Consider the following 13,226-nt stretch of genomic DNA (forward strand, 5'->3'; position numbering starts at 1 on the left):
ATCATTCCCCTGCTAACTTATCATAAATTTGAAACAACTTTTTCTCTTCTATATCCCAATTATATTTTTCTAAAACTGCCATTTTGCCATTTTGAGCCATTTTTTCAGCTTCTTCTGGGTTTTGAATTATAAAATTTATAGCATTTGCTATCTCTTTTGAGTTTAAAGGATCTACACAAATTCCACATTTATTTTTCTCAACAATATCAATCCACAACGGAAAATTTGAAGCTATAACTGGGAGTCCAGCACTCATATATTCAAATAGCTTAATAGGCAAAGAATTTATGTAATTTATTATTGGCGTAAGCGTTACTAGTCCGATTTTTGATACGCTTAATACATCGCTTACTTCTTTTCTATTTAAAAAACCAAAATATTTCACCTTGTCATACCCCCCCCCATTTAGTTCTGAAATAGTTTTTTCAACGATATTTTTAAGATCATCAGAATCAAATGAGCCTACTAGATTGAGTTTATAATCAACATATTTCATAGCCTCAAGTATTTGTATAATGCCTCTTATCTTAGTAATGCCACCAACATAACAAATTTCATCTTTTTTTTCGCTCCATAAAATATCATTTGATAACTCTCCTAAAATAGGATAATTATTAATATTTACCGAATTTTTATTAATTTTTAAAAATTTATCATTAATGTGAGGAGTTGCTGTAACTATTGCATCTATTTTTTTACAAACATAACTTTCATATAAAGAATATATTTTAGAAATTGCATTTCTTAAAAAACTTGGTATATACTCTTTGCTTAAAATTTGCTCGGTTACATTTTCGTGAGAATCAAAAATAACTTTTGCTCCATTTTTTTTCAAATTTAAAGCGATAGTTAAAAGCTCAGGATCGTGAATATGATAAATATCAGCTTCTAGCTCAATGGCCTTGTGTAGTATTTTTTTTGGCATTTTTAAAATTCTATTAAATTTACCATTGCTTCTTTTGCCTATATCTATTATATTAACATTATTTTTTATCTCATTACCAAGTCCATCTGCAACGACTAAAAAAACATTATAATTTTTATTTTTAGCCAACGAACTACACATTTTCAAAAAAATTCTAGTGTCATATCTTTGATGAACCGATGTTAAGTGCGCTATTTTTGACATTATTTTGCGACTTTCTTATTTGAGTAATTTAAGCAATCTGCTAAAAAATTTTCTAGTATATACAATAAACCAATCTGTCGCATAATCATAATGTTGTTTTGGTTTTTCTTTTAATATGCTATCAAACTCTTCATTTGTGATACCTAGTTTTTTAAGAATTTCATTTTTAGTTTTTTGCATATCATCTTTATCATAAAGTGGCTTTGAAAGCTCTAACAAAGCCTCTTCTCTACTCATTTGATTTGATATTATCATTGAAGATAGATGAGATTTTCGTTTATCTACATTATATCTTTCATAAAACCAATACTGCTGTATAAATTTAGTTAAGTCATTTTCTAAATGTTTGCTACCATAATATTCAAAACCACAAAATTCATTAAGCTCTTTAAGAGCCCTGTCTCTATTATAATCTATATAATTAAGCGGTCTATAAGTCTTAATATTTAACAAAAATTTATTTTTAAATTTTGTATAGTCTGACATAAAAAGTAATTTATCTATACCTTTGGTTCCAAATTTAAAATGTATATCCTTTAAATTTACAAGGTCGTATGCATTCCAAGAATTTCCAGTTTGTAAAATACTTTCAAGTGCAAAATTTCCGCCTGATAGAAAAAAACCGATATTATACTCTTTTGCATACTTATATAAATACGCAAAAAGCACATTATCTTGCGGTATAGCTACATCCGGCACATTTGCCTTAAAGTAAGACACTGTAAGATCGTTAAACTGCTCTGCATCGGGCTTTACTATTTCAAGATCAAATCTACACGCACTTAATAGTTTTTTAATATTGTCTTTTGATATTTGAGTATCAAAGCCATCATCTATATGAACAGCCAAAATTCTAAGACCCCATTTATGCCCTAGATACGCTAAGTATGATGAATCAAGCCCACCAGAAATTCCCATTAAGCAGTCATACTTTTTATCTTTCGATTGCTCTTTGATTTTTTCAATCATCTCTTTTAATTTTTGTTCGCCTAGCTCATTTGGAAAATACGTAGTCTCTTTTTGTCTTAATGCTTCGTTACAATAATTGCAATAGCCATTTTCATCAAAAACTATCGCAGGATCAGAGCTATCCATTACGCATCTTTTACAAATTTTATATTCTATACTCATTTTGTCTCCAATAATAATTTAATTATCTATCTTTCTTGCAACTTTTATTAATAACATAAACAACAAACCATAACTTATAGCCGTAGAAAAAGATAAACTATAAAGAATAGCATCATCATTAAAACCAAAAAAATACAATAAAAACAATGGGATAAATACTATAAATGCCCTTAAAATTTCCCAAGTTAAATATAATCCATTTTTATTAAATGTATAAAATATTTTAAAAAACGGAAAAATGGAAAATTCAAAAAATATGCCAAAAATTAAAATAGATGCTATTTTCCCAGCTAAAAACCATTGCTCTCCAAAAATAAAGACAAATATAACTTCACCATAAAAATAAATAAAAAGACACGGCAAAAAAGCAATTGCCATCAAAAAAAACCAAACTCTAAAAATCTTGTTTAATATATTATTTTGTCTAGTATTACAATCTAAAGCGGACATATGTTGAAATAACGCATTTGCCATATTTGTGCCAATAATGGCACTAGGCAAATTAAGCACTCTATATACTATATATATTTGTCCAACAAAATTTGGCAAAAATACTAAACCAAAAACAATATATTTGACATCATTATACAAAGAATCTGCTAAGCAAATTAAAATATTCATTTTTGGAAAACGTATGTATTTTTTAGAAACATACCTTATCGTAGAAATTTTTATATACTGCATTAATCGTTCATCTCTTTTAATAACTTTAATCGCAAGAACACAACAGAATACAACTTGTCCAAAAAGCTGACCCATCACTAATCCACTTCTGCTGAATACAGCAATTACTATATTCAAGCAAGCAGCAGTAGAATTTTGCAATATCTTGGCAATACTTATATTTTTATAATATTTTTTTCTAGTATTCCAGTAATTAAGAATGCTATATATAGACATAATAAAGACAGAAAACGGAATTAAGTATATCCATTCTTCCAATTGTTTTATATTAAAAAATATTAAGATTTCAGTTTTTAAGACAAATATAACAATTAGCAAAATAATAAAACCAAAAACAGATAATGCAAATGATAAAAATACTACATTTATAGCAACTTTATCATTTTTAGGTAAAACAATAGCGGCTTCATATTGTCCTGTAAAAAAAATAGCTAGAACAGAGCTTATTGCCATATATAATGCAAAAATAGCAAAATCATCAGGCGAATAAAGCCTTGTTAAAATAGGACTAATTGCAATAGTGATCATCTGCGAAACAGACGAGCCACCAATTAAGATAAAAGCATTTCTTAAAAATTCACTCTTAAACATAAACACATCTACTTATTTAAAATTATATTTTTAATCAAATAATCAGCTTGTATGTAACTACCGCTCACACTATGATGATCATCGTCTGCGTATAGCATTACACCATCTTTTATAGCATAACAATATTGTTGATCGCAATACATATTTAGCGGATCTAATACAACTACATTGTTATATTTTTTAGATATTTCTAGTATAAAATTTCTATATTCGCTAGATCTTTGAACATATGCCTGAAAATTAATAGTGCATTTATTATCAAAAAAACCAAATGGTCTTTTAAGACATTTTCTGGGAGAAAAACCCAGCTCTGGATTCTCAATTAAATAAAAAAATTTTATTTTTTTATCATTAAAAAAAGCAAATGTATTATCAATACTTTGCAAAAAAATATCTTTGTGATTATAGCTTGCATCCTTATAAAACCCAATATGATGATAATTATATGGTTGCTCATTATTTTCTATTTTGCCAAAACCTCTATCATACATATAAGTATTTGCTCTAGTTATAAATATCACTCCTAATATATTTAACTTATTATTAAGTAAATTATAAATATCCTTTATTTTTTGTTCACAAATAGCAATATCATCAATATTTTTACCCATTGCCCCCCCCAAGTATGGCGGACAACTAGAATTTGAAACAAGCAATGTCTCATATCCAAGAGTTTTTAATCTATCTTGAATACCAGGATACGAAGTATGTGCGTGAGAATCACCCGTTATAAGTATAAATTGTTTAGTTATATCATCAGAAGTTGCTTTAATGTACTCACTAGTAGGGGTATATCCCAATGCTTTGTTAACAAGCAAAATACCTGCATCATTTTTAAACGAATCTCTAATAAACTGTGCTTCAAATTTACTATTATCCACAAGATGAGCTCTTAATGGAAAACCATTTTTACTTTTTATAAAATTACCAAATAGCCCAATACAAACAACTATCAATAACAACACAACTGAAAAAATATAGCTTGTTTGTTTTCTTGCTTGAATCTCAATAAAATAATACACCAAAAAAGATAGTATTACGGACACAAAAATAATTAAAATGCCATAAAAACTAACGTTTATGCCAAAAATATGACCATAACTTATAATTACATAATGCCAAAGATAAAGTGGAAAACTTATTAGTCCAAAAAAAATAAGAAATTTATTATTTAATAATGTTGTTTTAGGAAAAAAAGATAAGTATAAAATTAAAAAACTAGTAGAAATAGCAACACAAAAAGTATTTAAAAAATTAAAATTAGTATTATTAAACGAGTATAAAATGGAGAGTAAAAATACCACATATAAATATATTTTATAATTAGATATTCTTTCGGTAAGATTTTTAAATTTACATGAAAAAACAAAAAAAATACCACCCAACACCAACTCAAAAGATCTAGATATAGTGTGGTAAAATTTATTAATATCCAAAAAAAATGACAACAAAATTAATATTGCAAACACAATCAAAAGACCATGCCAAACTTCTAATTTTAATCTATACTTATACAAAACAAATACAATAGTTGGCCACAACAAATAAAACTGCTCCTCTATCGAAAGTGACCAAAAATGAAGCAATGGTTTTAATTGAGATGCCTCATCCCAATACCCAACCTCTTTTATTAGTCTAAAATTTTCATAAAAAAAAGCAGATGATTTTATATGAAAACCAAGTTCTTTTAATTCAAATGGCAACAAAAATATATACCCAATCAAAATAGTAAATAATAAAACAATAATTAATGCTGGGAAAATTCTACGAATTCTGTTTCTATAAAATTCTTTGAAAGAAAAAGTATTACTTTCAAGTTTTGTATAAATAATCTGCGTAATCAAAAAACCAGATAATACAAAAAATATATCAACACCTACATAACCAAATGAAAAGTATTCTGGCCAAATATGAAACAATAACACCAATAAAATAGCCACACCTCTTAAACCATCAAGAGATGGATTATATTTTAAACTATGTTCAATTGGTATAAAAATTTTCAATCAATATACTCCATAATAAATCCAATCTCATTATCTGAGACATATGGATTCATCGGCAAACTCATAATTTCATTTGAAACTATTTCAGAAATAGGAAAATCGCCTTTTTTATATCCCAAATAAGCAAAACACTCTTGCAAATGAAGTGGCATTGGGTAATGAACAGCTGTTGGAATGCCAGCATCTTTTAACCTAGCTTGAACTTCATCGCGATTTTTTACACGCACCGAGTATTGCGCCCAAGCAGAAGTGGTCCTACTATTAACATAAGGCAATATTAAATTTTTACCATTTAAGGCTTTAGTGTATTTTGTCGCTACGCTTTGCCTAAGCGATAAATCCTTCTCATAATGAGAAAGTTTTACCAATAAAACAGCCGCTTGAATGGTATCCAAACGCCCACCTATACCAATATATTGATGATGATATCTTTTGCTTTGCCCGTGAATTCTTAGTGATTTTAGTTTTTGAGCCAAAATATCATCGTTTGTAAAGACTGCTCCACCATCGCCATAGCAACCCAATGGCTTAGCTGGGAAAAATGATGTCGTAGCAATATCCCCAAGAGCTAAATCTTTTACGCCGTTAAAAGTAGAGCCAAAGCTTTGTGCCCCATCAACTATAACTTTTAGATTATGTTTTTTGGCTATCTTTGAAATTTCATCCATATCAGCCGGCTGACCATAAAGAGAGACTGGCAATATGGCTTTTGTCTTTGAAGTAATAGCAGATTCTATCTTATCTGCGTCAATATTGTAAGTTTTTTCATCAATATCCACAAAAACAGGTTTTGCTCCAACAAGTGCAATCATTTCAGATGTAGCTATAAATGTAAAAGGAGTAGTTATAACCTCATCGCCACTTCCTATACCAAGAGCCATTAAAGCAAGCAATAATGCGTCCGTTCCATTCGAGCAAGCTATTGCGTGTTTTACGCCAAGGTATTTTTGTAAATTTTCTTCAAGCTGAGTTATCTCATCGCCCATTATGAAATTACATTTTCGAGCGACTTTTATTATCGCACTTTCTATTTCATCTTTATAAAGCTCGTGCTGATAAGCCAAATTGGCAAAATCTATTTTCATTTTTACTCTTTTATTAGTATTAAATTTTCATTCTCTATCATATATTTACTATTGTCAAATTTGTCAATAGCAACGCCTTTTTTATCAAATTTTAATGTATTTCCAGCACGAGACACCCAGCCAATCTGTTTTGCTGGTACGCCAACCATTAACGCATAAGGCTTTACATCGCGATTTACAACAGCGCCACTTCCTATCAAAGCATACTCGCCAATCGTAACACCACAGACTATCGTCGCATTTGCACCAACAGAACAACCTTTTTTTAGCAACGTTTTTTTAAATTCATCTCGTCTAACGATGAAAGCACGTGGATTTATAACGTTTGTAAAAACCATACTAGGTCCCAAAAAAACATCGTCCTCAATCTCAACGCCTTCATAAATAGAAATATTATTTTGCACTTTAACACCATTGCCAATATTTACATTTGGTCCAACTACGCAATTTTGACCAAAAGAGCAATTTTTGCCAATATTTGAACCGCCTAGAATGTGACTAAAATGCCAAATTTTCGTTCCATCGCCAATTTTAACATTATCATCTACAAAGCAACTTTCGTGTGCAAAAAAGGACATTATAAAACCTTTTTGCAAAATTCGTGATAGTCGCCAGTTAAAGACGAAATTTCAGCATTTCTAACATACGAAACAAGTCCAACTGATTTTCTAGCAGTATCAAGCCCAAAACCATTGCCTTTTAAAATTGCTTCATAGCTTTTAGTGTGCAAATCAAAAAATCCGCCACTAAATTCTATCTCATTGCCATCAACGGTTATGCTTCTGTATGTTCTTTGAGCTTTTGCCTTTATATCATCAGGTATATAATCATAATTTACACTTAAAAACCATCTAACCCTAGCGTGTTCTAGCTCCAAATAACCAGCATTTGCATCAGGCTTTTTAAGATGCACTATATTTTGTTTAACAGAGCCAAATATCCAAGTAATCATATCAAAAAAATGAACCCCTATATTTGTCGCTATACCGCCACTTTTACTCTCATCGCCCTTCCAAGAAATGAAATACCATTTACCACGACTTGTAAGATATGTAAGATCAATGTCATAAATTTTATTTGGATTTTGTTTTAACTCCTCATCGACCCTCTTTTTAAGCGCGATTATATTTTCGTGCAGTCTAAGTTGAAGGATATTATGCACCTTTTTACCAGTCTCTTTTTCGAGCGTTTCAAGCTGATCTATATTTTTTAAATTTAGCACAAGCGGTTTTTCACAAATCGCATCCGCACCGTTTCTTAAAGCACATCTAATATGCGCATCGTGAAGGTAATTTGGTGTAGTTACCGCTATATAATCAATCTTTTTATCTGTATTATGAAGTTTGTAAAGATGTCTATCAAATCTTTCAAATTCCGTAAAGAAACTAGCTTCTGGGAAAAAGCTATCCATTATGCCGACGCTGTCATTTTTATCCAGCGCACAAACAAGTTCATTGCCAGTATCTTTAATCGCCTTTAAATGTCTTGGCGCAATATATCCGCCTACACCTATCATAGCAAAATTTTTCATCAAAGCCTCCAAGTTAGATTTTGCAATCACTTTTTTATAAATTAAAACACTATTTTATAAAACTTTATTATTTAAAAATATTTTCTTTTATAATAAGTATTATTTTATTTTGAATTTCAGCTAGAGCACCTTCGTTTTTCGCCTCAAACCTAGTTACAATCACAGGGGTTGTGTTTGAAGCGCGCACTAATGCCCAGCCATCTTTAAACTTTATCCTAATGCCGTCAATCTCAATAATACTCTCAATCTCTGGCAGGTCGGTTTTGCCGCTTTTTATGGCGTTTTTGAAATTCTCAACTATGCTAAATTTGCTCTCTTCGCTTACATTTATCTTAATCTCATCAGTGCTAAACATCTTTGGCATTTTATCAAGCTGGGCATCTAAATCAACGCCCTTATGCACGAGTTCAAGCACCCGCATCATCGCATAAAGCGCATCATCAAAGCCAAAATATCGCTCTTTAAAGAAAATGTGTCCGCTAACCTCAGCCGCTAGGTCAATATCAAGCTCTTTCATCATCTTTTTGATGTTACTATGACCCGTTTTACCCATAAAAACTTCGCCGATTTTAGCAATCTCATCATACATAATCTGCGAGCATTTAACCTCGCCAAGCACACGTGGATTTTGCATATTTAGCGTGTAAAGATAGGCAAGCTCATCACCTTTTATGTTGCGTTTTGGCGTGATGACAGCGATCCTATCGCCATCGCCGTCAAAGGCAAAGCCAAGCTTAATCTCACTCTCTCTCATCGCCTTAAAAACGTCAGCTAAATTTTCTTTTTCGCTTGGGTCTGGGTGGTGATTTGGGAAGTTGCCGTTTGGCTCGTGAAATAGGACTTTCGCGTTTAAATCAAGCTCTTCTAAAATCGGCATTAAGGCAGTCCCAACAGCACCATTTCCGCAATCAACGACAAAATTTTCATTAAAAAGCCTTAACGCCCAAAACTCTTTTACAAAAAATTTCACGTAATGGCTTAAAATATCCATATTTTTGCGTTCAAAATTATCAGGAATTTGCTCGTTTAAAGCGATTATCTCACTTACTTTTTTGGCTAAAATTTGCAAATCAGCCCCAAAAAAGCTATCCTTTTTTATCGTGATTTTAAAGCCGTTATACTCTTTTGGATTGTGTGAGCCGGTTATCATTATATTTGCGTCAAAAAAATCGGCATAAACGCTAAAATAGCCAACCGGCGTAGGCAACAAGCCGATCTCATAGATATTTAACAAGCCAACTTTGTTTAATCCGCTAAGTAGCCATTTTAGCAAATTATCCGCGCTAAGTCTTGCGTCATAGCCGATACTTAGGCTCTTTACGCCAAGCTCCGTCATCTTTAAACCAAGCGCGTAGCCGATAGCCTTAACGCTAGTTTCGTTTAGCTCTTTATCGTAAATTCCGCGTATGTCGTATTCTCTAAAAATATTATCAACTCTCATCTTAATCCTATAATCTCGCAATTATATCAAAAAAAACAAATTTAAATTTTAAATTTTTCCGCCCTTTGAGTGCGTAATTGATGTTAAAAATTTATAGCTTCCAAAGATATTTTGCTCTTTTGGTAGTGAGTTTGCAAGCTGTTTTAAAACATCTCCAAAGTCGTCAAATAGGTAGTTTGCAAGACTTCCCGGATTTGGGTTTATCTCGTTTAAAAATACCTTATCATCAATGACAAAAAAATCACACCTAATTAATGCTCCATCAAATCCGCTATCATAAATTTTAGTAAATGCATCTTTGATCTGCACTTCAAGCTGGGCTGAAATTTCGGCTTTTGCTACCTTTTTTTCATTTGAAAAATTTAGATATTTTTGCTCGTAATCTAAAAATTCTCGCTTACTTGGCTCTTCAATGATTGAAAATTTTATCTCATCATCTACCTTTAAACCAGCTAAATTATACTCTTTCACACCGCCAATAAACGGCTCAACAAGCACCTCTTTATCAAATTCAAAAGCAACATCAAGCGCGTATTCAAGGTCGTTTTCATCTTTTACGACAGAAACGCCAATTGAGCTACCTAGTCTTAGTGGCTTTAAAATAAATGGATAGCTAATACTTGGTAAATCGCCACGTCTTAAAACCTCGTAATCAAGCGTATTTATGCCGATTTTTTTGGCAAGTAATTTTGTTAATTCTTTGTTAAAACTCATCACACTCGCTTCAAGTCTAGGTCCGATGAAATTTATACCAAAAAATTCAAGCAAACTTGCCATTTTGCCGTCTTCGCCGTCCATCCCGTGTATTAAATTTATGTAAGTATCAACCTCAATTTTTTTAGCTCCAAACATTGAGTGAAGGTAAAATCCGCCGTTTGAGATTACTAATTTTTTGCACTTTTTATACTCGCCACTAGCAAAAAAATTCGCTCTCATATCCTTTGGTGGTATGTGATAAAATTTTCTATCATAATCACAAAAAACAAACTCTAAATCCCATTTTAAGACGTTTTTTAGCACGATAGCACTGACAATGCTAATCTCGTGTTCAAAGCTTTTTGCACCAAAAATTATGCCAAATTTCATTTTTTATCCTATCCTAATTTTTTTAGAGCCTCTTTGATTAGCTCACTCGTGTTTTCGCCCCTACACTCGCTTAAAACCTTATAAATTTTATCTCGTTTAAATCCGAGTGCTTCAAGTGCCATTAGTGCCTCGCTTTGGTGTGCTGGGACACTGGTTTCATTTATTAGCTTTGCGTCACTTAGCTCGGCAATTATCCGCCTAGCCGTTTTTAAACCAATGCCGGGCACTCTTTTTAGGGTCGCATCATCGCCGTTTATCACGGCATTTATGAAGGCATTTGGACTTAAAGATGAGCAAACTGCCATAGCCGTTGAGGCTCCGATACCGCTTAATTTTATTAGCATTTCAAACATTTTTTGCTCATCTAAATCCAAAAATCCGTAGAGTAAATTTGCGTCCTCACGGATTATTTGCGTGATATTTAGCTCAATTTTCGCACCTTTTTCTAGCTTTGGCGAGCAAAAAAGTGAGATAAAAATGCCGTAGCTAACGCCACTTGCCGTCTTTAAAATCACAAAAGCTGGGTCTTTTTTGGTTATCACGCCCTCAATGGCTTTTATCAATCTTTCTCCTTTGGGAGTAAATTTAGATCATTTGACTTTTTAATCTCAAATTTTGGCTCAATCTCATCGCCGACCTTAACAAGGCTAATCACCCTTGCCATTTCGTTCTGTCGGGTCGGATAGACGACCTCTTTTGGCGGATCAACTAAGATGAATTTTATCTCGTTTAGTTCAAGCCAGTTGCTTCTATTTATGATTTTTGCGGCAAAAATTCCATTTTGCATTACATCAAGCTCATCTTTTAGCCGTTTTAGCTCGGCTTTTTTGGCGTTAAAATCCTTTAAAAGCTCGTTGTAATCAATAACTAGCTGTTGATACTCTTTTAGCTTTTTCATAAATGTAACTGGCGGGACGACCTTTGCGGCTTGAAGCTCCTCAACCTTGGCTTTTATCGTGTAAATTGAGGCTTTGTTTTCATCAATGATGATCTTTTTTGTTTCAATCTGCTTTGGCATTTTTAAAATTTTATGCTCAAAATCTTTGATTTTTTCAATCTGCCCCTCAATATCGTATCCCTTATCTTTAATCCGCCTAGCGTCAATGATAAATCTATTATTCGTGCCACGAAGATACTTTATGTCAATTAATTCAAGTGCGTTTATCGTGCAGTTTGAGCCTAGCGTTTCTATCTTTATCTCATCGGCTGTGATTTGACCGCCGACAACGCTTTTGATTTTTACCTTTTTTGCCACGACCGAGCCACCTTCAAGCCTGTCAATAACGACCTCATCGGCGATAACCTGTCCGATATGTATGGCAATATCAGCCGTTTTTGCCTCTATTTTTGCCTTTGCGTGGGTTTGTCCGCCGATTTTTACCTTGTCTGATTTTATCTGTGCGTTTGCAGCGACATTGCCTTTGACATTTACCTCTTTTGCCTCAACGACAACCCCAGTGCCAATGGCGTCTTTAAAAATATCGTCCTCTTTGATAACCAAACTCACATTTGAGTCCATTTCGGTCTTAACCGAGCCAGTTTGTCTAAAATTTATCTCATTTATTTCAAGCTGTTCTTTTATGTCGTAAGTGCCTTTATCTTCGCTGACAAATCCAGCCTTTTTGGCTCTAAATTTTATAGACCTATCATCCTCTTCACGCTCAATATTTTCAGTGATATTTATCTCTTTTAACGCCTCTTCTTTTGGGTCATTTACCTTTATAAACTCGCCCCTTACGTTTCTACCATTTGAGCCTTGCTTTGATTTTATAAACTCAATAATAATCTCATCAGGCACGACACCGAGCAAAAATCCACGATTTGCGTGGTCAATTCGGTCGTGTTTATCTATATTTTCAAATTTATTTTTGTAGTGAAAAATCATCTTTGAATCAACAGCAGGGCGTGGCTCAATGCCAGTAGCAACGACAAAAGTATAGCTTTGATCAATAATCTCTTTAATCCTTAAAACAGAGGTGATACGCCCTAGCTCGCTCCTAATATCACGCTCTCTAATGCCGACTAAAATTCCAGCTCTAATTAGCTGTTTTGCAATAAATTCATACAAAAACAGCTCATATCCAGGCTCATAAGAAACCTCAGAACTAGGCGAAATGGTGGCTACGATTTTTGTTAAAAGCGAATTAGCACCGACGCTAATTGGCGGTAGTTTTGGCGGTGGCGAAACCCTAATGTCAAAAAACTCAACGCTATAAACCTGCTCAATTTTAAGGCTAGGGTCAAGGTAAAAATCTCTATTTTCAAAAATTTCAAGCTCATCTTTTGAGAGCGTGACTGGCTCGGCGTTTTGCTCGTTTGTGTAAATCGTAACGACATCATAAAGGCGAAAATCTATGAATTTTGCCTCAACGCCACTGCTTTTGCTAAGCTCTTTTATATCAGAAAATGGCGTTTTCGTGTCTGTTTTAATAGCCGAAAAATAGATAACCTCTTGCGTTTCGCTCAATTTTAAACCTTGTTTTTTGTAATAATTCTCGCATTATCTCTAAATTTTCATTAAATTTCGGTTATAATTGCAGTT

At 32.7% G+C, this 13,226-nt stretch carries 11 protein-coding genes; all 11 read right to left on the reverse strand.

All coding sequences use genetic code 11. The features are described 5' to 3' along the window. Position 1: 1 nt before the first annotated feature. On the reverse strand, positions 2–1,129 hold the full coding sequence (locus tag NYG85_RS02755; protein WP_284936950.1) for a glycosyltransferase family 4 protein: 1,128 nt from the start codon (positions 1,127–1,129) through the stop codon (positions 2–4). A 15-nt stretch (positions 1,130–1,144) separates the two neighbouring features. Further along, positions 1,145–2,260, reverse strand: coding sequence for an N-acetyl sugar amidotransferase (locus NYG85_RS02760; RefSeq protein WP_284936951.1), 1,116 nt, complete (start codon positions 2,258–2,260; stop codon positions 1,145–1,147). A gap of 18 nt (positions 2,261–2,278) precedes the next feature. Next, the gene (locus tag NYG85_RS02765; protein WP_284936952.1) at positions 2,279–3,535 is read right to left on the reverse strand and encodes an oligosaccharide flippase family protein; all 1,257 of its coding nucleotides are present in this window, start codon (positions 3,533–3,535) and stop codon (positions 2,279–2,281) included. Between the two features lie 8 nt (positions 3,536–3,543). Next, positions 3,544–5,541: an acyltransferase family protein gene (locus tag NYG85_RS02770; protein WP_284936953.1), complete on the reverse strand. Its 1,998-nt coding sequence runs from the start codon at positions 5,539–5,541 to the stop codon at positions 3,544–3,546. After that, complete coding sequence (locus NYG85_RS02775; protein ID WP_284936954.1) at positions 5,538–6,626, reverse strand: DegT/DnrJ/EryC1/StrS family aminotransferase; 1,089 nt, start codon at positions 6,624–6,626, stop codon at positions 5,538–5,540. The genes NYG85_RS02770 and NYG85_RS02775 overlap by 4 nt, the downstream gene beginning before the upstream one ends. Positions 6,627–6,628: 2 nt before the next feature. Beyond that, positions 6,629–7,204, reverse strand: a complete 576-nt coding sequence (locus NYG85_RS02780; RefSeq protein WP_284936955.1) for an acyltransferase — start codon at positions 7,202–7,204, stop codon at positions 6,629–6,631. After that, on the reverse strand, positions 7,204–8,157 hold the full coding sequence (locus tag NYG85_RS02785) for a Gfo/Idh/MocA family protein (RefSeq protein ID WP_284936956.1): 954 nt from the start codon (positions 8,155–8,157) through the stop codon (positions 7,204–7,206). The genes NYG85_RS02780 and NYG85_RS02785 overlap by 1 nt, the downstream gene beginning before the upstream one ends. A gap of 67 nt (positions 8,158–8,224) precedes the next feature. Beyond that, positions 8,225–9,598: a phosphomannomutase/phosphoglucomutase gene (locus NYG85_RS02790; RefSeq protein WP_284936957.1), complete on the reverse strand. Its 1,374-nt coding sequence runs from the start codon at positions 9,596–9,598 to the stop codon at positions 8,225–8,227. Between the two features lie 48 nt (positions 9,599–9,646). After that, positions 9,647–10,684 carry a D-alanine--D-alanine ligase gene (locus tag NYG85_RS02795; RefSeq protein ID WP_284936958.1) on the reverse strand — a complete coding sequence of 346 codons (1,038 nt, stop codon included), beginning with the start codon at positions 10,682–10,684 and terminating at the stop codon, positions 9,647–9,649. 8 nt (positions 10,685–10,692) lie between these two features. Next, on the reverse strand, positions 10,693–11,247 hold the full coding sequence (ruvA, locus tag NYG85_RS02800; RefSeq protein WP_284936959.1) for a Holliday junction branch migration protein RuvA: 555 nt from the start codon (positions 11,245–11,247) through the stop codon (positions 10,693–10,695). Beyond that, a complete protein-coding gene (locus tag NYG85_RS02805) occupies positions 11,244–13,151 on the reverse strand; it encodes a flagellar assembly protein A (protein ID WP_284936960.1) in 1,908 nt (635 codons plus the stop codon). Before NYG85_RS02805 ends, ruvA begins: the two co-directional genes overlap by 4 nt. Positions 13,152–13,226: the final 75 nt, after the last annotated feature.

It is taken from the genome of Campylobacter gastrosuis, assembly GCF_030249845.1.
Classification (GTDB): domain Bacteria; phylum Campylobacterota; class Campylobacteria; order Campylobacterales; family Campylobacteraceae; genus Campylobacter_A; species Campylobacter_A gastrosuis.

Bases quoted from the DNA above. Each gene is read 5' to 3' on its own strand.
- NYG85_RS02755 (WP_284936950.1), bottom strand. From the start codon at position 1,129: ATGTCAAAAATAGCGCACTTAACATCGGTTCATCAAAGATATGACACT.
- NYG85_RS02760 (WP_284936951.1), bottom strand. From the start codon at position 2,260: ATGAGTATAGAATATAAAATTTGTAAAAGATGCGTAATGGATAGCTCT.
- NYG85_RS02765 (WP_284936952.1), bottom strand. From the start codon at position 3,535: ATGTTTAAGAGTGAATTTTTAAGAAATGCTTTTATCTTAATTGGTGGC.
- NYG85_RS02775 (WP_284936954.1), bottom strand. From the start codon at position 6,626: ATGAAAATAGATTTTGCCAATTTGGCTTATCAGCACGAGCTTTATAAA.
- NYG85_RS02780 (WP_284936955.1), bottom strand. From the start codon at position 7,204: ATGTCCTTTTTTGCACACGAAAGTTGCTTTGTAGATGATAATGTTAAA.
- NYG85_RS02785 (WP_284936956.1), bottom strand. From the start codon at position 8,157: ATGAAAAATTTTGCTATGATAGGTGTAGGCGGATATATTGCGCCAAGA.
- NYG85_RS02790 (WP_284936957.1), bottom strand. From the start codon at position 9,598: ATGAGAGTTGATAATATTTTTAGAGAATACGACATACGCGGAATTTAC.
- NYG85_RS02795 (WP_284936958.1), bottom strand. From the start codon at position 10,684: ATGAAATTTGGCATAATTTTTGGTGCAAAAAGCTTTGAACACGAGATT.